Consider the following 20,826-nt stretch of genomic DNA (forward strand, 5'->3'; position numbering starts at 1 on the left):
AGATGACCCGAATGGTCGGGGGAAATGAAGCGAGTTTTTTAGGAAAGGTGGCTTTCCGGGTGAGGCGAGCTTCGCAGGTAAAAAAATAGGTCCCATGTGACCCATGGGACCCTATTCGGGAAAGCTTCGCGTGCTCTTCAGCGTCGGCACTTTTCCAGCAGCGCCGCCAAAAACCAGGTGATCTGCTCCAGTGCCTCGACGTGTTCGCTGCCGGGGAGGCCCACGAGGTGGTCGCGGCAGGTGCCGAGCATGTTGGCCGCGGTGTCCACGGCCGACTCGATGGCTCCCTCGTATTCGGCGATGCCGACCAGCACCGGCAGATCGAGCGCCTCCTGATTGACGATGCGCTTGGTGAGCTTCGCGCGCTGCGACTCGCTGGCGCTTTCGAGCAGGTTCAGGATCGGCAGGGTCAGCTTGCCCTTCTCGAGGTCGGTGCGGAGCGTCTTGCCGACATCTTCCTCGCTGCCGACGAGGTCGAGGCAGTCGTCGTAGATCTGGTAGGCGGTGCCGAGCTTCATGCCGTAGTCGAACATGCGCGACTCGGTTTCGGCGTCGGCTCCCGAGAGGGCGGCGGCGATGCCGGTGGCGGCGGCGAACAGCGCGCCGGTCTTCATCTCGATGATCCGGAAGTAGTCGGCCTTGGTCAGGGTGAGGTCCCAGCGGCGCTGGGTCTGGACGATCTCGCCCTGGCAGACCTCGCGCGAGGCGTGGCCGACCTTGCGGCAGATCGAGATGTCCTCGAACTCGGTGGCTAGGTGCAGGGCGTGCGAGAACAGCGCGTCGCCGAGCAGGACCGAGAGGCCCGAGCCCCACTTGGCATTGGCGGTCGGGATCATCCGGCGGGTCACGGCGCCGTCGATGATGTCGTCATGGACCAGCGTCGCCATGTGGATGAGTTCCAGGATGACGCCGATCTTGAGGTGATTTTCCTCCACGCCGCCGAGGGCGCCGCCGGTCAGGACCGAGAGGGCAGGACGGATGCGCTTGCCCGAGGTATTGCAGACGTAGCTGACGTAGGGCTCCACGGCCGGGTCGAAGGCCCGGACCTGATCGCGGATGGAGGCTTCCACCTTCTCCAATTGGGGCCGGACAAGTTCGAAGGGAAACCGCTCGCTGCGGCCCTGTTGGACGGTGGTCGTGCTCATGGCGCTGGGGCTTGTGAAAAATTTCACAATCTCCCCGTGCCCGCAACCCCGATGTCAGGAAAGACTGAAAGAATGCGGATCGCTGTCCAAACGCGGGCGCGGTGGTGACATCGCGGAAGCCATCGGAAAGCGTGCTTTACCCTTGCTGCCGCGTTCTCACGAACGCGCCTACGTTCTTGGAATCGAGTTACTTAGCCTCTAGAGCCATTCCGAGATCCTCGGGCGTCGGGATCTTGACCTCGCGGATCCAGATATTGCGGAAACGCACCGGATTCCCGTGCTCATAGAGCTCGATGAAGCCCTTCGGCGGGTGGGGCTTGTCGTAATTTCCGACGCCGCGGTAGACGGTGTTTCCGTGGAGTTCCCGGTGGTGGTGCACCAGCACGCCATTGTGGAGCACGGTGATGTAGGCCTTTTTGACCAGCTTGCCGGCGGAATCCCAGCGGGGGCCTTCGAAAATAATGTCGTAGGTCTGCCATTCGCCGGGCGGGCGCGAGGCATTCACCATCGGCGGGGTCTGGCCGTAGATCGCGGAGGCCTGGCCGTCGGCGTAGGTCACGTTGTTGAACGAGTCGAGCACCTGGATCTCGTACTTGCCGTAAATGTTGACCCCGTTGTTGCCGCGGCCCTGGCCATTGCCCTCGACCTTGGCCGGAGTGGCGAATTCGAGGTGGAGCTGGAAGTCGCCGAACTCGTCCTTGGTGCGGATGCGGCCGGTCTTGGTGGTCTCGGCGTAGTCGCCCTCGATCTTCCACTTCACCTCGCCCTTCTCGCCCTGCCACTTGGAGAAGTCCTTGCCGTTGAATAGTACCACGGCGTCCTGCGGGGCATTGGCCAACTGGCTGAATTCCTTGCCGGGTTCCACCACCGGCGGCTTCGGGCGGTCCGGATCGTGGACGTGCCACTTGGAGCCGGGGATAAGCGGGGTATCCTTGAAGCCTTCTGCAGCGGAGGCAGCAGCGGAAACAAGGGTAGTGGCGACGAGAATGTGTCGGATTTTCATGGGCGGGGTCTGGAAAAAATGGCCGCCCCGGTCGGGGCGGCAATGAGAGACGTCGGAGCGGAAACGGTGGTTTACGGCATTCCTTCGAGGGCCTTCACGATCTGCCTGCGGAGCTCGACGGGATCGACGGCGCCGGTGTGACGCCAGACGATCTCACCCTTCGGCGAAACGATCACCGAGTGCGGCTGGGCACCGGACCACTCCTTGTCGATCGCTTCCGCCAGCTTGTCCGGATTGTCGCCGGCGAAGAGGTAGTTGTTGGTGGTGCGGCCGTCCTTCTCGAGCGATTTCTTGGTCCGGTCGGAGAGGGCGGCGTGCTGCTTTTCGAGGAACTTGAGGGCCTTCGCCTCGTCGCTGACGGGGTCGAGCGAGATGGTCACGAAATCGAACGAGCGGTTCTGGAAGCGGCGGTAGGTATCGACCAGATCCGGGAACTCCGCGACGCAGGGGCCGCAGGTGGTGGACCAAAAGTTGATCAGGCGGACATTGCCGGAGGCATTGGCGCGGAGCTTCTTGGCGGTCTCCACGTCGAGCTTCTCAAGCGTCACCGGCTTGGCTTCCCAGTTCTTCTGGTCCTTTTCGCGCCACGCCTGTTTCCACAGCCACTTGGTCGAGCAGCCGAAGGAGCGGGTCACCGGCTCCTTCACCGGCTGGCCGGCCAACACGGCATCGAGCGCGTCCTTCAGGTAGCTCTTCTCCACCGGGCCCGTCTTGCGCTGGGCATCGTCGAGGCGGCCGGTGTAGGCGAGCTTGCGATCCTGGCCGAAGACGAAGACGTGGGGGGTGGACTGGGCACCCACCGCCATGCTAAGCGTCTGGGTTTCGCCATCGTAGAGGTAAGGCATGGTCCAGCCGTTGTCCTTGGCGAAGGCGGGCATCTCCTCGAACGAGTCCCCGTGCGCCCCGTAGCCGAGCTCGTCTGGCGTCAGGCCGAGCGGGCTGCTGCTGTTGATCGCGACCATCGCGACGCCCTTGTCCTTGTATTGCTGGTGGATCTCCTCCATCCGCGGCCCGGCTGCGATGGCGTCCGGGCAGTGGTTGCAGGTGAAAACCAGGCACAGGACCTTCGCGTCGGCGTATTCGGCCAGCTTGTGCTTCTTGCCGTCGATTCCCGGCAGTTCGAAATCCGGCACGGGCGAGCCGATCGCCAGCACTGGTGGCGTCGGGGGATCGGCGGCTAAAGCGGTGGCGGCAAAGGCGAAGCTGAGAATGACGGCTTTCATGGCGGATACGATTACCGCTGAAACAACCGGGATGTTGCGGCCGGGACAATCGGAATTGCCCCGGTGACGCACTTCGCCGCAAGCCGCTGCCCGCGGGTTATGGGCCGGTCTTCTCGGCCGTTTCCTTGGGTTCGGCCTTTGGCGGGTCGATCAGGGAGCGGAAGCGCTCCGCCCAATCGCGTGCCTTGGGATGGGTCAGATGGGTCTCAATGTGGGTCAGCATGTTCACTGCCGCGCGCTGCTGGTCGCCGGCCTTGTACATGTCTTCCTCCATCTGCCACTTCAGGTCGGGCAGCGTCTCGGAAATGAACTTCTCGTATTCGGCCGAGTTTTCCTCGGCGCGGCCGCCGTCTCCACGGCCCTCGCCCCGGCCTTCACCGCGACCGCGGCCTTCGCCACCACCCCCGCCGCCGCCACCGGTCATCTCCTTGCGCATCAAACCTTCGTAGCGGATGCGCCGCTGCCACTGCTCTCGCATCAGGTCCAGCTTGCCGGTGGCACGCAGGGGCGGGAACATGATCTGGTTGAAGACCGCGGGAAGCTCCAGCGGCGACAGTGGCCAGTTCTCCACCTTGACGCCGCCGATGTTGTAAGCTCGGGCGAAGACGGTGTTGGTCACCGGCTCGCGCAGTGGTCCCACGTTGCCGGCGAACTGATCGGGGTTGCTGAAAATGTCATCCAGCGCGGCGCTGGCCTTGGGTGCCAACTCCTTGAAGTTGCCCTGGGCTTCCGCCGCTTCGAGCGACAGCACCAACCAGCGCAACTGGTGGCGCAGGCAGCGGCCGAGGCCGTCTTGCTTCAGTCGGTCCTCCTGGCGGCGCTTCCATTCACGGAAGTCCTGGGCGCTCTTCTTCTGGTCCTCAAATTCGACCTTTTCCACGCATTTCAGGTAAAACTCCATCGCCACCTCATCGCTGCCCATGGCCGCCTTGTAGGCTGCCATGGCGACGCCGAGCCGGCCCATGGCCTTCTCCTTGGCTGTGTCGCGGAGGTTATCGAGCTTCTCGATGAGTGCCTCGCGGTCCGCCTCGCTGAGCGGATCGGCGTGAAGGACGGGCGGTGCGGCGGAGAGCAGCAAGGCGAGGAATGCGGTGCGTTGCATGGGTTTAGCGTTGATTGGCAGGGACAGGTGAAACGTCTGAGTAGGGGAGATGTTTTGCAACCCGGCGGAAAAAGACAGGATTTTTCCACGGGGAGTTGGCCGTGGTGGACAGGCTACGGCGGCTGCTCCACGTTCCGCGACATGTCCAGAGCACGCATCGGAGTCGTCGGAACCGGCCGCATGGGAGCAAACATGGCTCGCCGCCTGAAGGATCAGGGATACCCGGTGACTGCCGTCTTCGACGCCTTTCCGACGCTGGCCCAGGACCTCGCCGCCGAACTCGGCAGCACCGCCCCGGCGACCCTCGCCGAGGTAACCGCCTCCGCCGATGTGATCCTGACCGTGGTGACCGATGACGAGGCGATGCGCGGGATTTTCGCGGCGGAAGGGGATTCGCTGCTCACCGGAGCGACCGGCAAGATCTTCCTGAACTGCGCGACCGTCAGCCCGGCGGTCCACGAGGAGATCGACGCCGCCTGCCAAGCTGCGGGCGCCACCGCGCTGGAAGCGTGCATGGCATCGTCCATCACTCAGGCGCGGCAGGGCACGCTCTATCTGATGGTCGGCGGCTCGGAAGAGACCTTCGCCAAGGCCGAGCCTGTCCTCAAGGACCTGGCTTCTTCGCTGCGCCACGTCGGTGGCACCGGCCAGGCGGCCAAGGTGAAGGCGCTGGTGAACATGGTGATGAACATCAACACGGCCGGCCTTGCCGAAGGCCTCGGCCTCGGGGCCGCGCTCGGGCTTGACCTCTCGATGCTGAAGGAAGTCTTTTCCCAGACCGGCGCGAACTCCCGCGTGCTGGAGACCGATGGCGACGACATGATCGCCCGTGAGCACGACTGCTATTTTTCCGCGGCCCACGCGTGCAAGGACAGTGGCATCGCCAATGCCCTCGCCGCCGAGACCGGCGTGAATACCCCGTTGTCGCTCGCCACCGAGGCGCAATACCACCGGATGGTGGAGCTTGGCCTCGGTGAACTCGACAAGTCCGGCGTGGCGGAGTTGACCTTTCCCGGCCGCACGGTTCATTGAGCCCCGCATTTCCGATGGATCTCCCTGAATTCCGCAACCGCGTCGGCGAGAAGCTCGACACCGCCTTTCACCCTGGCAACCGCGAGGACGTGCTCGTGCTGCTCGGCCACGGGGTGACAGGAAACAAGGATCGCCCGCTGCTGGTCGCCGTGGCCGAAGGGCTGGCCGCCCGAGGCTGGCCCTGCCTCCGGATTTCATGGCCGGGCAATGGCAATTCGGAAGGGGACTTCCGCCACGCCACCATCACCAAGGAAAGCAGGGACCTGCGCGACATCCTAGAGGCCCTGCCGTCCCGCCTCAAGATAGCCTACATCGGCCATAGCATGGGCGGTGCCGTCGGCGTCACGGTGGCCGCGGAGGATCCGCGCATCCGTGTGCTGGTCTCGCTCGCCGGCATGGTCCGCACGGAGGCCTTCTATGAGCGCGAGTTCGATGGTGTGATTCCGGACAAGGGCTTCATGTGGGACAATCCGGAGTGCCCGCTGTCCCAGAAGCACGTCGATGACTTCTGCGCGATCGGCGACCTCTTCGACGAGGTTGGCCAGGTCAGCGTCCCGTGGCTGCTTATCCATGGATCTGCCGATGACGTGGTGCTCCCCGAGGACAGCAAGGATGCGTACGACACCGCCGAAGAGCCCAAGCGTCTGGTGGAGATCAAGGGCGCGGGGCATTCGTTCGACGAGCCCACCTATCCGCAGGTCGTTTCCTCGGTCGCGGACTGGCTGGACGAATACCTGGGCTAAGGTTTCCGCGCGAGCTGGACGGGCGAACTGACCCTGGTCTCATTCCACTTCTTCCACCACGAAGAACAATTTCGGAGGGAGGAAGAAGGCGGGGATGCCGGTTTCGAAAGTGGTGACCGGTTCCTCCCGGGGGACCGGTGCGCCCATGAGCGGCCACTCGCTGGTCGGCAAGCTAAGGTCGTCGGAGTAACGGACGTTGAAGCTCGTGGCATTGCTGGAAGTCTTCCACTGGAGGATGACTTGAGCGTAGCCAAAGGGATCCCATGGCGGAGGGGGCTCCATCTGGAAGTCGGTGATCTGCAGGGGAATGACCGGACCGGGTGCGGTGGACCAGCGGGCGATGCCCTCTTTGCCGTTATCGAGCACGAATTCAAAGGCGACCTCACCCGACTCGTTCAGACCGGTCCTGCCGTCGGTGGGGTATCCTCCGGAATTGAAGAAATTGAACGTATCAACCGTGCTGCCGAGGAAGGGTGCTCCCGCGCGACAGATCAGGAAAAGGCCTTCTAAGGGATCAAAGAAAAAGAGGCCGAACTCGGAGCCGCCGCCGGGTTTCAGGATGGAGGCGCGGAATGCCAATTGGCCGGCATTGTTCAGGGCGGGGTTGGTGAACGTGTAAAGGGTGCCATTGCCCCCGGGCACCGCCTGTCCGGTACGGGCCACCATGGTGATCCCTCCCGGAGTTCCGTCACCGAGGATGATTCCTTCTTCATCGTATGGACCTTCGCCGTTGTTCAAATTGATATCGACGGTGACCGCGACCACGCCTGCCTGATTGATGGTTTCACGGCCGAACATCCAGAAGGTGCCCGACCCTCCGGGCACCGCCTCGCCCCTCCGCGCGATGGTGACGGGTCCGGTAGCCCCGTCGCCGCGGAAGATGCCCAGGTTGTCGTTATCCCCGCCGCTGGTGTTGCGGAGATTGGCGAAGAAGGCGACCTGTCCCGCATCGTTCATGACCGGGCTGTTGAAGAGGAAGAATTCGCCGTTTCCAGCGGGCACAGCCTGACCTTCGCGGGCGATCGTGACCGTGGGTGCGGCACCGTCGCCGCGAAACACGCCCTCGTTGTCATTGCCGCCGCCGGTGGTTCCGGTGAGACTGGACCAGAAGGCCACTTGGCCTGACTCGTTCAGGGCAATCTCATCGAAAAACGCGTAGGTGCCGTTGCCTGTAGGGGTCGCCTGTCCCCGGCGCGCGATCTGGACCGGGCCGGTCACGCCGTCGCCGCGGAAGATGCCATCCTGATCGAGCAGGCCCCCGCCGTTGTTCAGGTTGATGGACCCATTGAATGCCGCCTGACCGGCATCGTTCATCACGTAGTATTCGCCGAAGAACGAAAAGACGCCGACCGCGTCCGGGGCAGGCTGGCCCTCACGGACGATGGGGATGGGAGCCGCGACGCCGTTGCTTTTGAAGATCCCGGAATCGTCGCTGGTGCCGCCCGTGGTTCCGGACAAATAGATCAGGAAGACGGCCACGTCGTGATTGTTCAATGCGGGATCCCTGAAGGTGGAGAAGACGCCATTGCCGTCCGGAGAAGCCTGTCCTTTGCGCACGAGTTGGACCGCTTCGGTGCCGCTGTTGCCGCGCATGATGACGAGGTTGTCGTCGGCGCCGCCGCTGGTGCTGCCGAGAACCGATCTGAAGGCGACCTGCCCGGAATTGCTGATCGAGGGGACTTCGACGAAGGTGTAGGTGCCGTTGCCTCCGGGCACCGATTGGCCATAGATCGCGATCACAACGGTGGCCGCTGAGGAGGTGCCGGGCAGGGCCGCGACAAGGAAGGGGAGGGCCTGGACGCACAGGGACAGGGCGGTAAATTTCATGGGAGGAGGGGAAGGGTTGGAGGGGAAGGGGAGGGAGAGCCGGACCTTGATCCGAGCCCATGGCGGGGGAAATCGGAACTGGGCGATCAGCTAATGGCATAGCCCACATATCACGGCTTGTCCACTCGTCGCGGAATGGATGGCAAGATCGCGACTTCCAGCCACGAGCCGTGGTCCCGGTTGCTTCCCGCTCCGGGCGGCCCTCCGGGCCTCCCGCGATCGTGGCGGACGGCACGAAAAAGGGCGGCCTCGCGGCCGCCCTTTTCGTTTTGGAAGTGGAAGTTATTGCTCTTTCTTCTCCTCCGCCGGCTTGTCCTCGGCTGGCTTCTCCTCTGCCGGTTTGTTTTCCTTCGGCATCTCCTCGCCCTCTTCGAGCGGCGGGATGGCGATCGGCGGAGTCACCGCTTCCACCGGCTTGCGAGCCGGTCTGGGCGGAACCTGGATCGGCGGGGTCGCGACGCCGCCGCCGGGAGGGAAACCAGGGGGAAGGCCGGATGGCGCCGCGTTGTTCGCGGCGGGAGCTTCCGGCTTCTTGATGAGCTCGGCACGCGGCTTGAGCAAGGCATCGACGGTGTACTTCGTCACCTGGAAGGTCTTCCCGTTCATCGCCTTTTCGGCGGCCAAGCGCTTCTCCAGTTCCGTCTTGCGATCGGCGAAGGCCTTGTCCTTTGCCTTGGCGTCTTCCGCGGACTCCTTCTCCTCCTTCTTGCGCTCGGTGGGCAGGGTGCCTTCCACATCCACGGTCATCAGGTAGTTTTCCTCCGGCGGCGCGGCGTTCGGGTCGGCCTCCTTCGGCTTCTCGGCCTCGATGGGAGTGAGGGTGATGTTGTAGACGAAGCCCTCGAAGGTCTCGATCTTCACCGTGCGCATCTCGAGCGCCTTGCCCATGTCGCTGGCCTTGTCCGCCGACACCACGTCCTCGAAGCGGGCGTAGGAGAACAAGCTCTTGAGCGTGCTGGCGGCGGTGGTATCGAGCGTCTCGCCCGCCTGGGCGCCATCGAGCGTGAACTCGCCATTCTCGTCGGCGCGGGTGACCTTCCAGTCGACCTTGTCCGGCTGGGCCGCCGGGCTGACGGTGACGCTCTTGATCTTCTCGACCTTGAGGAATTCGTCATTCAACCAGCTCTTCGGCTCCGGGGTCAGGGCGGAGAACATCTCGCTCACCTTGTAGACGCCAGTCTCGTCGGCATGGTTGCGGACGAAGCGGCCGGTTGACCCGCCGCCGCCGCCCATCATCGAGGCCATCGGATCATCACCGGCGGCTTGCAGGTTCTTGCCCAGCGTGATGTGGGCGAGTTCGGTGCCGGCGTCATTCGACAGCACGACTTCGGTGCCGCGATCCTCCGGCTTGGAAGCACCGGGATCCATGCCGAAGCGAGGGGCATACGACGGAGCGGCTTCCACGCCCTCGGTGACTTTCACCTCTGCCAACGAGCGGAGGAAATCGTTCACCGAGGTGGTCTTGGCCGGGTAGCCCTCGCGCTCTTCGATGGTCCACTTGCCGTCCTTGCGGACCAGCGTGGTGGTGTTTTCACCGGAGCTCACCTTGATCTTCGCCACCTGATCGGCGGGGAAGTCGGCGAGCACGGTCTGTCCGCGGCTGCGTTCGGTCTTGCTCTCGGCGCCCTTCGAGTTGCCCGAGCGCGTGAAGAACGCGGCGGCGGCAAGCACGATGGCGACGATCCAGAGGACAACGACTTGGCGTTTGTTCATGGCTGGAGTGGGTAAAGGTAGGTAAGGGGATTAGCGGGCGCGGGTGGCAGTGCGGCGTTTCACGAACAGGCCCAGCCCGATCAGGATGACCGTCAGCGGCATGAAGGCGACGTTGTAGAGGGTGGCCTTGCCCGAGATCTTATCCTTCTCGCGCTTGAGGTCCTTCTCCATTTCACGGAGTTCCTTGCGGGCGCTGACCTGCTTGGCGCGACCCTCGCGGATCTTCGCTTCCAAGTCGGAGTCCATGAAGACGCGGTCACCTTGGGCGCGTTGTTGGACCAGCGTGTTGATCTCCTCGCTGACCTTATCGAGTTCCTTCTGCTTTTCGTCGATCTTCTCGCCGGACTTGCGGGTGAACTCGGACTCGAGGTCCTTGATCTTGGTGAAAGGGCGGGCGATCGCCGCGCGGCTGCGGGCACCGATCAGGTGCGTGGACGAGGCTGCCTGGTCGACGATGTTGAACAGGAGCGACGAGTTGCCATTGATCGGCTGCGCCATCTGCATGCCGCCGAAGCGCTGCACGCGGTAGGCGAACTGGTCGAAAAAGACATCGATGTCGGAAATCAGGAAGACATTGCCTTCCTTGGTCGCCTCGGTGAGAGCGGCCGGCTTTTCGTCCTTCTTTTCCTCCTCCTTCTTCTTCTCGCCTTCCTTCGATTCGTCTTTCTTCTCTTCAGGCTTGGCCTCTTCGCCCGGCTTGCCCTTCGGGAAGGCGGACTTGAAGTTGCCCTTGAGGTGCATCACCAGGTCATAGGGTTTCGCTTCCTTGATGGTGCGTGCCAGGTTGGGGTCGAGCTGGGATGCCTTCATGGCATCGACAAGGCCGGCCTTGTCCGAGGACTTCACCAGCGAGTTGATCGCCACGCCGGCTCCGCCGGTCTTGCTCAGGCCGCCGGCCAGGAAAAAGACCAGGCTATTGAGGTCGCGGGTGATCACGTTGTCCTTCTGCGGCATGCCTTCCTTCGGCACTGTCAGCACCGCCAAGCCCGGGCGGCTGCCGTTCATCGTGGTCTGGTAGTTCTGGTCACCGACCACTTGGGTGTTCATCCCGACTCCCCAGGCACCGAGCAGCGTCGGCAGCGTCGAGGCCGTCGGCGGGCCGCCACCCATCATCGGATTGCCGCCGCCACTCATCTGTGCGGCCACCGAGTAAGGGTCGATGCATGCAACCACCGTGCCGCCCTGCAGCAGGTACTGGTCGATTGCGAACTCCGCCTCGGGCGTGATGGCCGCCGGGTGGAATACCAGCAGCACGTCGATCGCCGGATCGATTTTCTCCGGGGTCATCGTCAGGTCCTTCACCTCGTAGGACTGTGCGAGCTGCGAGTAGAACACCCACGGCGGGGTGCCCTGCTGGCCCTGCATCATCATCATCGGGTTCTGGTTGCCGGCGATCGGCAGGCCGGACATCAGGCCGATGACCGGCTTGTCGGCGCGGGAGACCTCGGAGATCGCCTTGGAGATCTCATACTCCAGCATGGTCTCCTGGGTTGGATCGATGAAGGGAATCGTCGCCGTGCGGTCGATGCACGAGACGGCCAGGCCGAAGTAGAGGTTCTGGTCCTCGAAGCGCTGGCCGCGGATGCCGTCGAGATTGGCGGCGTCCTCGGCATCGGTGTCGGGCTGGGGATCCAGTTCCTCCACCCGCAGCTTGCCGCCGGAGAGGTTCTGGTATTCGGCCAGCAGGTCGTCCACGCGGCGCATGTGGAGCTTCAGGTCCTCCGGCATGTAGTCCGAACTACGGGTCGCGTAGTAGCGGATGGTGACCGGGGCGCCGAGCTCCTTGAGGATGCCGCGGGTGCCTTCGGAAAGGGTATGCACCTTGTCCTCGGTGAAGTCGGCATTCTTGTGGCCGGCTCCCAGCGAGGAGATCAACAGGTTGGCCGAGACGACGATGACGCCGAGGGCGGTGATCGCGAGAATCGCGCGCGCCATCGGGTGGACGGTCTTTGCTTGCGTGCTCATGAATCGGAATCGGAATGGGTGATGGGTTTCAGGCGCGCTTGGCGGAAAGGATCGCGCTGGTGCCCAGCAGCGAGGCGAAGATGATGGTGAGGAACCAGACCGCATCCTGGAGGCGGAAGGATCCGCGGCTCAGCGAGCGGAAGTGATCCCACACGCCCAGCGAACTCAGGGCGCTGGCGACGTTGTTGGAAGTGGCCTTGCCGACCTCGCGGACGAAGTCGTCGTAGCCGCTCAGCACCATCGTCACGCAGATGACCACGGCGATGATGAGGCAGACCACTTGGTCGCGGGTGCAGGCGGAGGCCAGCATGGTGACCGCCAGGAAGGTGCAGCAGACCAGGAAGCTGCCCAGATAGCCGGCGAAGATGACGCCGTTGTCCGGGTCGCCGAGCCAATTGACCGTGATCACGATCGGGAAGGTCAGCAGCAGCGCGGTGAACCACACCACGCAGGAAGCGAGGTACTTGCCAAAGATCGCGCTCCAAACGGAGATCGGGAACGTGCCCAGCAGCTCGATGGTGCCGGTGCGCTGCTCATCCGACCACAATTTCATGCCGACGGCCGGCACCAGCACCATGAAGATCCACGGGTGCCAGAAGAAGAACGAGTACTCCAGCGAGGCATCGCCCACGCGCATGAAGTTCCCGAAGGTGAAGGTGAAACCCAGCGAGAGCAGCAGGAACACGACGATAATCGCGTAAGCTGTCGGTTGGGTGAAGTAGCTGGAAAGCTCGCGCTTGAAGATGGTCCAGGTGTTCATTTTGTGGGGAAAGGAATTGGGTGATTGGGATATTGGCGATTGAGGTCTCTAGATCCTCAATTCCCTGAATTTAATAATCTCCTAATATCCAGCCGATCAGGCCGCGGTATCCAGTGTGGTGACCTTTCGGAACAAATCCGTCAGCGAGCCTTTGCCCTTGGCAATCAGCTCCGCTGGCGTGCCGTCTTCCACGATCCGGCCACGATCGACGATGACCGCGCGGGTGCAGGAGGCCTCCACTTCTTCCAGGATGTGTGTGGAAAACAGGATCGCCTTGGTTTCGCCGAGCCGCTTGATGAGCTGGCGGACCTCGTGCTTCTGGTTCGGGTCCAGACCGTCGGTCGGCTCGTCCAGGATCAGCACCTCCGGGTCATGGAGCAGCGCTTGGGCGAGGCAGGTGCGGTGGCGGTAACCCTTTGACAGCGTGTCGATCGCTTGGAAGGCCACGCTTTGCAGGAAGCAGGTCTCGATCGCCCGCTCGACTGCGTCCTTTTTGGTGTTCCCTCTCAGCCCGCGCACATCGGCGCAGAACCGGAGGAAGCCAGTGACGGTCATGTCGTTATAGAGCGGAGCGGATTCCGGCAGGTAACCGACTTTCTTTTTCGCCTCGTTCGGCTGGTCGACGATGGAATGGCCGCAGATTTTCGCATCGCCCGAGGAAGGCGGCAGGAAACCGGTGACCATGCGCATGGTGGTGGACTTGCCGGCGCCATTGGGGCCGAGGAAACCGAGCACTTCGCCTTTCCGGACGGAAAACGAAAGGTGATCGACGGCGGTCTTTTTGCCGAACTGTTTGGACAGATTCTCGACTTCGATCATGGGAGTCAGGGTAGGGTCTCTGGTGGACGCTTCGCGGAGCGACGCAGGTCGCGACGTGCGTCTGAAAAAATGGCTGGGGCATGTCATGGCAAGGGAAAAGGAGTGTCAGCGGGGGATGAGAGCCGTTCCGGCGGACCTGCGCGCCCGAATTCCGGAGTTGCCCGGCGATTTGCCTGAAGCCTGCGCCTCTATGAACCGGAGCATTGCCCGATTGCGGGAAACGCGATAGCCTGAGGACATGATCAGCCAAGAGTCACCGTCCCTTCTAGGCCGGATCGTGATCGACCCAGAAGTCTGCCACGGCAAGCCGGTGGTGCGCGGACTGCGTTACCCGGTGGAGTCGCTGCTGGAATATCTGGCCGGCGGCGATAGCATGGAAGAGGTGCTGGATGAGTTTCCCGATCTGGAACGGGAAGACCTGCTCGCTTGCCTGCAATTCGCGACGGAATCCCTGAAATTGCGGACCCGGCACCTGGCGGTGGCATGAGGTTTTTGATCGATGCTCATTTGCCCCCGGGCCTGCGGACGGTTTTTCGCGAGGCGGGCCACGACGCGATCCTCACGCTGGACCTGCCGGAGCAGAACGCGGCGAGGGACGGGATTCTAAACCAGGTATCCGCGGAGGAGCGGCGGGTGGTAGTGTCGAAGGATACGGACTTCTTTCATTCGCATCTGCTGCACGGCCGCCCGTGGAAGCTGGTGCTGGTGCGAACGGGAAACCTCGGTGTGCGGGCGACGAAGGAAATGTTTGCGACGCACTTGCCGTCGATCGTCGCAGCGCTGGAAGAGTGCTCGCTGGTGGAGTTGGATCAGCAGCGGATTTCCATCGTGGTGTAGTCTCGTCGCGGATTTTTCACCTGACCCGGCTTGGCGGAAATGGTTATTCAGAGTTGATGAGCGCCCCGGAGTCGGAGACCAAGCTGGAGCGCAAGTCCGCGGCCCGTCGGCCCCCGCGTTTGAAGAGGATGCTGCGGGTTTCGTTGCTCGTGGCCATGATCGCGGGCATCTCCATTTTCTTCGACTTCCCGGCCATCCGCGATGCTCCGCTATATCAGGTCGATGGCATCCAGGGGGCCGAAAACGCGGATCACTACAATCGGTCCCTCGGTGGATTTTTAGACCTCGATCAAGAATTCCTCGTCAGGATGGATCTCAATGGCAGCGATCCTGCCCGGGTCGTCAGGGATCTGAGACTCCATGCGATGGAGGATATTCCGCATCAGTTCTGGAGACTCGGCCCTTGGTATTGGCCCAAGTCCCGGCAGCCCGACATGGAGGCGTACGCGTCCCAGCACTTCTCGCCCGAGAGAGGACCGGACGGCCTGAACTACTTCGCCGTCCACGACCGCAGGGCGGACCGCGTTTTCCTATGGGTTAAAGACAATTTCTAGGTTGAATGCCTCGCTGACCGGCTCCGGCACGCGGTCACTCCGGCGGCCTGCAAGTTGTCGCGGATTTTCCACCTGACCCCGGCGGATCGAGGTGGTTAGTTAGATTCAATGAGTGACCCGGAGACGGAGATCAAGCTGGAGTATGAGACCGCGGCATTCCTGAACTCGTTGTTTGCGAACGACGCCAAGGAACTGCATTACCTCGAGGAGAAGCTGGGCGTGCGGTCGGTGACGCGGGACGGCTGGATCGTTTTCACGGGGCCGGAGGAGGGGGTGAAACAGGCGGCGGCGGCGTTCTCAGACCTGGAGCAGGCGCGGCGGCATGGCTCTGAAATCGCGGGCCGAGATTTCCGGCTGGCGGTCGATTTGACGGCGCAGGGGGGGGGATCAGTGTCGGAACTTTCCGGGGTCCGTCTGCTCGGCCTGCGCGGGCGCAAGCCGGTGGTGCCGAAAACCCCGCGCCAGTTCGACTACCTGAAGGCCATCGACAAGAATGACGTGGTTTTCGGCCTCGGGCCCGCCGGCACCGGCAAGACCTACCTGGCTATGGCCATGGGGCTGTCGATGCTCAAGGCGAAGCGCGTCCAGCGGGTGGTGCTGACCCGCCCGGCGGTCGAGGCGGGGGAGGCTCTCGGGTTCCTGCCCGGTGACCTGCGCGAAAAAGTGGCCCCCTACCTGCGGCCGCTCTACGACGCGATCCACGACATGATCGGCCACGAAGAAGGCGAGCGCTATCTGGCGGACGGGACGATCGAGATCGCACCGCTGGCCTTCATGCGCGGCCGGACGCTAGCCCGCTCGTTTGTCATCCTGGACGAGGCCCAGAATACCACCCGCGAGCAGATGTTCATGGCGCTGACCCGACTCGGCGAGGAGTCGCGGATGGTGGTAACGGGGGACGGTTCGCAGGTCGACCTGAAGCCCCATGTGCCGTCCGGCCTGTTCGAGGCGGAGCGGGCGTTGGCCGGGATCGAGGGCATTGATTTCGTGCGCTTTACGGGGGCGGACGTGGTCCGACACCCGGTCGTCGGCCGGATCATCGAGGCCTACGATGCCCACCGCTCGTCGATGCCGTAAGTCATTCACATTTAAACGAAAGACCGATCGTGTCGGCGGCTTTGCGGGCGCTTGGTGCTTCTGCCCGGCCACTCCCGCCCTACGGTATTTGCGCATTGCAAAGGGGGTCCGAATCCTCTAACCGTCTGCCCCGCCCGCGGCGGTAAACCTCCGCTGGCCGCGATCCAAGCAACCCCTGTTGCCTTCACCGTGGGATTCATTGATGCTTTCAAACGCTGGCGCCTGGCGCGTCGCGGCATGTCGTCCGGTCGCAAACGCCGGATCCACGCGGAGAATTTGGTCGCGCTCACCCTGGACCGCAGTGTCTGGGTGCGGATGGCGCTGTACCTGATCTTCATCGTCGGGGTGGCGGTCACCGTGCTGCGGGCGGCCTCGGACTCGAATTTCGCCGATGACCCGCTGAGGGGTGCCCTGTTCGCCGGGGTCATCGCGCTGACCGCGGTGGTGGTGCTGCACACGAACCACGAGACGGCCTCCAGCCGCAACGGGCGGGTGATCCTCATCCTTGGCGGGCTCGCGGGCCACCTGCTGCTGGTCCGTGGCGTTTCCCTGATGGTGGATGCCAATGAGATGAGCGGGCAGATGAAATTCCTGCTCATCCCCTTCGCGCTCACGCCGATGATCCACGCGGTGCTGCTGGGCCGGGGAATCGGCACCTTTTCCACCGTCTATGCCGCCCTGCTCGGTTCGCTGGTGATGCCGAAGAATGACGTGCTGATCTACCTCGCAGTCAGCCTGGTCTGCGGGCTGGTCGCAGTGCAGGCCTCTTGTCGCGTCCGCAAGCGCGTCCAGCTCCTGCGGGCGGGCGTGTATGCCGGTGTCGCCTCGCTGCTGCTGTGCATCCTGTTCGAGCGCATCGATCTGATGCCGGGGATGAGTGACCAAATGGAAGGCCTCAAGCAAGCTGGCTGGAGTTCGCTCGCCGCGCTCGGCATGGGCATCCTGATCGCGCTGCTGGTCAGCGGCCTGCTGCCGGTGCTGGAGGGGGCCTTCCAGCTCACCACGGACATTTCCTGGCTGGAGCTGAGCGACCTGAACCACAAGCTGCTGCGCCGCCTGCAACTCGAAGCTCCGGGCACCTTCCACCACAGCCTGGTGGTCGCCTCCTTGGCCGAGGCTGCCGCCGAATCGGTGGGGGCGAATGCTGCGATGTGCCGCGTCTGCGCCTACTACCACGACATCGGGAAGCTCAGTAAACCGGAGTACTTCATCGAGAACCAGGCCGAGGGCGTGGAGAATCCCCACAATGCGCTGACGCCGACGATGAGCGCGCTGATCATTACCGCCCACGTGAAGGATGGCGTCGACCTCGCGGTGAAGCACAAGCTCAACCCGCGGGTCATCGACATCATCCAGGAGCATCACGGCGACTCGCTGGTCAGCTACTTCCACCGCCGCGCCCAAGAGCAGAAGAAGGCCGAGCTGGAGAAGGTGGAGAAGGGCCTCGAGAATCCGGAGGACCTGCCGAAGATCGACGAGAAGAACTTCCGCTACCCCGGCCCGCGGCCACGCACGCGGGAGAGCGGGATCGTTTCGCTGGCAGATATCATTGAGAGCGCGTCCCGCTCGCTGAAGAAGCCGACCCCGGCGAAGATCCGCACGATGGTCGAGGATCTCGTCAACGGCCGCGTCTGCGATGGCCAGCTCGACGAATGCGCGCTCTCCATGCGCGACCTGGCCAAGGCGAAGGACAGCTTCTGCGCGACGCTACGGAGCATGCTCCACACCCGCATCGACTACCCGAAGGACGACGAACGTAGTACTTTGGGCCGCAAGTCCGATCTCGAAAGGCGGCAGGGCAACGGGTCGAAGACCCAGCCGATCAAGCCGGTGCCTGCGCCGCCGGCCACCGACTCGCCGCAACAACGCGCCGCTTCCTGATAGCCATGTGCCCGGAACTCATTGTCGGTAACAACCAAGTGCGCACCGAGATCCCGGAGGCGTGGCTGACCGCGCTGGAAAAGGGCGGGTCGCTTGCGGCGAAGGAGATCCTGGCCAGCCATCTCGTCACCCAAAACGCGCCGCTGCCGGAGCACGAGTGCGTGGAAGTCGCGCTGGTGGACGACGAAACCAGTGCGCGGGTGCATGAGCAATTCATGGGGATCGAAGGCGAGACCGATGTGATCACCTTCCACCACGGCGAGATCGTCATCGGCGTGGAAGTTGCCTTCCGCCAAGCCGCGGAGAACGGCGAGCCACCGCTGCGCGAGCTATTCCGCTACATCGTCCACGGCCTGCTGCATCTGGCTGGTCATGAGGACGAGGAGCCCGCAGACCGTCAGCGCATGGAAGCCGCGCAAGAGCCGCTGGTGACGCGGCTGTGGCCGATGGTGGAGGGGTGACTGGGGGAAATCACCAATCATCAATCCTCCAATCACCAATCGAAGTGTCGCTTCGCGAGGTGATTTGATGGGACCGCGGAATTCATTCCGCTGCACAGGCCCGATCGTCCGACCATTCGGGCGGAATGAATTCCGCGTTCCCAGTTTGAGGATCGCGACTCGAATTCGCTCTCAAGGGTGGCTTGCCCTTATGCGCCTAGGTGGTTAGGTTGTTCGCATGACGGTCAAGGAGGCAGTGAAGGTTGCCATCGGCTACGTGTTGGAGCTTTTCGATCAGGAAAAGATCACCAATGTCGGGCTGGAGGAGGTGGACTTCGAAGAAAGCTCGGGATGCTGGCATGTCACGGTCGGGTTCTCACGGGCATGGGACTACGAGAAAAATGCTTTCGCTGCACTCGGCGGGACGACGCTCGGTGGGCCGAGACGAACCTACAAGACCGTCACAATCCAGGATCGCGATGGCTCCGTGCTTTCTGTGAAGAACCGGGACGTCGGAGTGCCGGCATGAGCAAGGTGCTGGTCGATACCAATCTTTTGGAAGCGGCCCGGACGGGCTTGCCGGTCACGAATTTCAATCACCTCCGGCAGGAGCACTTGCTGTCGTAGCGAAGTGGTGGGGCGACGGCTTCAATTTGAGGGGGGCCGCCCACAGCCAGAACGGCGCAGCCGTTCTGCTACGAAAGAACATCAGGGAGCTAACGACGAAAGAAACCGCAACGTCGTCCGTCCGGTTTTCTTCAGCGCGTCGGCATCGATGACGTCCATCGTGTCGCCCGGCTTGTGCCAGTAGGGCATGTTCATGAAGTCGCCGATGAGATGGAGGCAGGGCAGGCCGGCTTCCTGGAGCGGGATGTGGTCGTCGATGATCGCACCCTGCGAGCGGCGGAGCTTGTTCAATCCGGATTCCCGGGCGGCATTTTCCACGGCGGTCGCAAAGGACCGCGGGGTTTCGGGATTGTAGTAGAAGTCGTGGTCGTCGTCGCCGACGAGGTCGAGCACGATGCCTAGCGATGGGCGGGTCTCGCGGGTCATCAGGCCACGGGCGAAGTGCTTGCTGCCATAGAGCCCGTCGGTGGGAGTGATGCTCTCGCCGAGGGCTTCCTCGCCATCGAACAGGACGAACTCCACCTTGGCGGCGGATTCGGGATCGGTGGCCAGTACCTGCGCCAGTTCGAGGATGACACCGGTGGACGATCCGCCGTCGTTGGCACCGACGAATGAAAAGTTGGCCATCCGCTTGCTGTCGAGGTGTCCTCCGATCAGGACCGGAGTGGAACTCGCCCATGGGGTCACCGGATCGCGGAATCGAGCGAGCAAATTGGTGAAGGCGATTTCACCCGTGGGAGTGCGGGCGGTGAATTTTTGCCGGGCGGTGATCCAGCCCGCGGCCTTGAACTCCTTTTCCAAGTAAGCGAGAGCCGATTGATATCCGGCGCTCGCAGGTGGGCGGGGCCCCAGCTTGCTGAGGGCTGCAACGTGCTCGAACGCCTTGGCTCCCGTGAACCGGCCGGCGAGATCCTTGTGGATCGGCAGGAACTTGACGCGGTTCCCGACGATTTCGAATTTGGCCTGAACCGCAGGCTTGGCGGGTTCTTCGCCGGTGGTTTTCTGGGCTTTGCTCTTCAACACGATCGCCGCGGCAATCAGGAGGAGAACCAACAGGTAGATGGGCAGAATGGTGCGCCGTTTCACGAGAGGCAAAAAGCGAACTTCGAACTTCGAACGTCGAGGGCGAACGATCAGAGATCGTCGATGCCCAGCAGGTCGAGCAGGCGCTGAAGATCGTCGTCGCCGTAGTACTCGAGCTCGATCTTGCCCTTCTTCGCGCCCTGATGAATGGCCACATGGGTGGCGAAGCGGTCGCGCAACTTGTTCTGCAGCGCGCGGAAGTGGGCATCAGGCGCGGCCGGGGTGGAGGCGGCTCCCTTCGGCTTGCCTTCGTCAATGCCACCGGCGGGATCGAAGCCCTGGGCGAGCTTCTCCGCGGCGCGGACGTTGAGGCCCTTCTTGAGAATCTGGTCGGAGGCGAGGAGCTGGGCGTCCTTGTCCTTGATCGAGAGGATGGCCTTGCCATGGCCCACGCTGATGCGGCCTTGGGCGACGAGGAGCTGGACGTCCGGATGGAGGTCGAGCAGGCGCATTGCATTCGCGACGCTGGCGCGGGACTTGCCGACACGGGCGGCGATCTCGTCCTGCTTCATCGCGAATTCCTTGGCGAGGCGCACGTAGCCGGAGGCTTCTTCGATGGCGTTGAGATCCTCGCGCTGGAGGTTCTCGATGAGCGCCATTTCCAGCACGTCGCGGTCAGACGCTTCACGCTCGATGATGGGGACCGTGGCGAGGCCGAGCTTCTTCGAGGCACGCCAGCGGCGTTCACCGGCGATGAGCTCGTAGTTGCCGTTAACGAGACGAACGATGAGCGGCTGGATGATGCCGTGCTGGCGGATCGATTCGACGAGTTCGTCGAGCGGCGTCTCGATGAAAGTGGTGCGCGGCTGGAGCGGGCTCGGAACGACCTTGTCGATCGGAACTTCGCGGGCGCGGCCTTGGCCATCATTACCGGCTGATGCTTCCTGGGCAGGAGCGCCGGTTTGTTTGCGAATCAGGGCACCGAGGCCTTTTCCGAGAGCCGGTTTCGACATGGGGCGCGGAGGTTGGCAAAGGGGAGGGTCGAAGCAAAGCGG

Annotated in this window: 19 protein-coding genes and 1 pseudogene; 9 read left to right on the plus strand and 11 right to left on the minus strand. The window is 63.2% G+C overall.

Annotated features, from left to right (window positions below; all coding sequences use genetic code 11):
• Positions 1–137 precede the first annotated feature (137 nt).
• The 4 genes from OKA05_RS16150 to OKA05_RS16165 form a co-directional block, all read right to left on the minus strand.
• A complete protein-coding gene (locus tag OKA05_RS16150) occupies positions 138–1,145 on the minus strand; it encodes a polyprenyl synthetase family protein (protein ID WP_264488207.1) in 1,008 nt (335 codons plus the stop codon).
• A gap of 187 nt (positions 1,146–1,332) precedes the next feature.
• A complete protein-coding gene (locus OKA05_RS16155; RefSeq protein ID WP_264488208.1) occupies positions 1,333–2,148 on the minus strand; it encodes a 3-keto-disaccharide hydrolase in 816 nt (271 codons plus the stop codon).
• A gap of 71 nt (positions 2,149–2,219) precedes the next feature.
• Complete coding sequence (locus tag OKA05_RS16160) at positions 2,220–3,371, minus strand: redoxin family protein (RefSeq protein ID WP_264488209.1); 1,152 nt, start codon at positions 3,369–3,371, stop codon at positions 2,220–2,222.
• Positions 3,372–3,468: 97 nt separating this feature from the next.
• Positions 3,469–4,473 carry a hypothetical protein gene (locus tag OKA05_RS16165; RefSeq protein ID WP_264488210.1) on the minus strand — a complete coding sequence of 335 codons (1,005 nt, stop codon included), beginning with the start codon at positions 4,471–4,473 and terminating at the stop codon, positions 3,469–3,471.
• 141 nt (positions 4,474–4,614) lie between these two features.
• Here OKA05_RS16165 and OKA05_RS16170 point away from each other — a divergent pair, with 141 nt between their 5' ends.
• Complete coding sequence (locus OKA05_RS16170; protein ID WP_264488211.1) at positions 4,615–5,505, plus strand: NAD(P)-dependent oxidoreductase; 891 nt, start codon at positions 4,615–4,617, stop codon at positions 5,503–5,505.
• Between the two features lie 14 nt (positions 5,506–5,519).
• Complete coding sequence (locus tag OKA05_RS16175; protein WP_264488212.1) at positions 5,520–6,248, plus strand: alpha/beta hydrolase; 729 nt, start codon at positions 5,520–5,522, stop codon at positions 6,246–6,248.
• Positions 6,249–6,287: 39 nt separating this feature from the next.
• Here the strand turns inward: OKA05_RS16175 and OKA05_RS16180 are convergent, their stop codons facing one another.
• The 5 genes and pseudogenes from OKA05_RS16180 to OKA05_RS16200 all read right to left on the minus strand — a co-directional run.
• Positions 6,288–8,075: a DUF7453 family protein gene (locus OKA05_RS16180; protein ID WP_264488213.1), complete on the minus strand. Its 1,788-nt coding sequence runs from the start codon at positions 8,073–8,075 to the stop codon at positions 6,288–6,290.
• Positions 8,076–8,357: 282 nt separating this feature from the next.
• Positions 8,358–9,788: a DUF4340 domain-containing protein gene (locus OKA05_RS16185; protein ID WP_264488214.1), complete on the minus strand. Its 1,431-nt coding sequence runs from the start codon at positions 9,786–9,788 to the stop codon at positions 8,358–8,360.
• Between the two features lie 30 nt (positions 9,789–9,818).
• The gene (locus OKA05_RS16190) at positions 9,819–11,753 is read right to left on the minus strand and encodes a Gldg family protein (protein ID WP_264488215.1); all 1,935 of its coding nucleotides are present in this window, start codon (positions 11,751–11,753) and stop codon (positions 9,819–9,821) included.
• A 28-nt stretch (positions 11,754–11,781) separates the two neighbouring features.
• On the minus strand, positions 11,782–12,513 hold the full coding sequence (locus OKA05_RS16195; RefSeq protein WP_264488216.1) for an ABC transporter permease: 732 nt from the start codon (positions 12,511–12,513) through the stop codon (positions 11,782–11,784).
• Between the two features lie 150 nt (positions 12,514–12,663).
• A pseudogene (locus OKA05_RS16200) lies at positions 12,664–13,332 on the minus strand (ABC transporter ATP-binding protein); the annotation flags it as partial.
• 238 nt (positions 13,333–13,570) lie between these two features.
• Between OKA05_RS16200 and OKA05_RS16205 the strand changes: the two are divergent.
• From OKA05_RS16205 to OKA05_RS16235, 7 genes are all read left to right on the plus strand, one after another.
• Positions 13,571–13,819 carry a DUF433 domain-containing protein gene (locus tag OKA05_RS16205; protein WP_264488218.1) on the plus strand — a complete coding sequence of 83 codons (249 nt, stop codon included), beginning with the start codon at positions 13,571–13,573 and terminating at the stop codon, positions 13,817–13,819.
• Positions 13,816–14,169: a DUF5615 family PIN-like protein gene (locus OKA05_RS16210; RefSeq protein ID WP_264488219.1), complete on the plus strand. Its 354-nt coding sequence runs from the start codon at positions 13,816–13,818 to the stop codon at positions 14,167–14,169. Before OKA05_RS16205 ends, OKA05_RS16210 begins: the two co-directional genes overlap by 4 nt.
• Before the next feature lie 155 nt (positions 14,170–14,324).
• Positions 14,325–14,723, plus strand: a complete 399-nt coding sequence (locus OKA05_RS16215) for a hypothetical protein (protein WP_264488220.1) — start codon at positions 14,325–14,327, stop codon at positions 14,721–14,723.
• Positions 14,724–14,831: 108 nt separating this feature from the next.
• Positions 14,832–15,800 carry a PhoH family protein gene (locus OKA05_RS16220; protein WP_264488221.1) on the plus strand — a complete coding sequence of 323 codons (969 nt, stop codon included), beginning with the start codon at positions 14,832–14,834 and terminating at the stop codon, positions 15,798–15,800.
• Positions 15,801–16,037: 237 nt separating this feature from the next.
• A complete protein-coding gene (locus OKA05_RS16225; protein WP_264488222.1) occupies positions 16,038–17,681 on the plus strand; it encodes an HD family phosphohydrolase in 1,644 nt (547 codons plus the stop codon).
• A gap of 5 nt (positions 17,682–17,686) precedes the next feature.
• Entirely contained in the window at positions 17,687–18,142 is a 456-nt protein-coding gene (ybeY, locus tag OKA05_RS16230) for an rRNA maturation RNase YbeY (RefSeq protein ID WP_264488223.1), read from the plus strand.
• Between the two features lie 217 nt (positions 18,143–18,359).
• On the plus strand, positions 18,360–18,650 hold the full coding sequence (locus OKA05_RS16235; RefSeq protein WP_264488224.1) for a hypothetical protein: 291 nt from the start codon (positions 18,360–18,362) through the stop codon (positions 18,648–18,650).
• A gap of 179 nt (positions 18,651–18,829) precedes the next feature.
• Here OKA05_RS16235 and OKA05_RS16240 read toward each other — a convergent pair whose 3' ends face one another.
• Both OKA05_RS16240 and OKA05_RS16245 read right to left on the minus strand, forming a co-directional pair.
• A complete protein-coding gene (locus OKA05_RS16240; protein ID WP_264488225.1) occupies positions 18,830–19,834 on the minus strand; it encodes a M28 family peptidase in 1,005 nt (334 codons plus the stop codon).
• 47 nt (positions 19,835–19,881) lie between these two features.
• Entirely contained in the window at positions 19,882–20,784 is a 903-nt protein-coding gene (locus tag OKA05_RS16245; RefSeq protein WP_264488226.1) for a ParB/RepB/Spo0J family partition protein, read from the minus strand.
• Positions 20,785–20,826: the final 42 nt, after the last annotated feature.

Origin of the sequence: Luteolibacter arcticus, assembly GCF_025950235.1 — a bacterium.
In the GTDB taxonomy this organism is placed as follows: Bacteria; Verrucomicrobiota; Verrucomicrobiia; order Verrucomicrobiales; family Akkermansiaceae; genus Haloferula; species Haloferula arctica.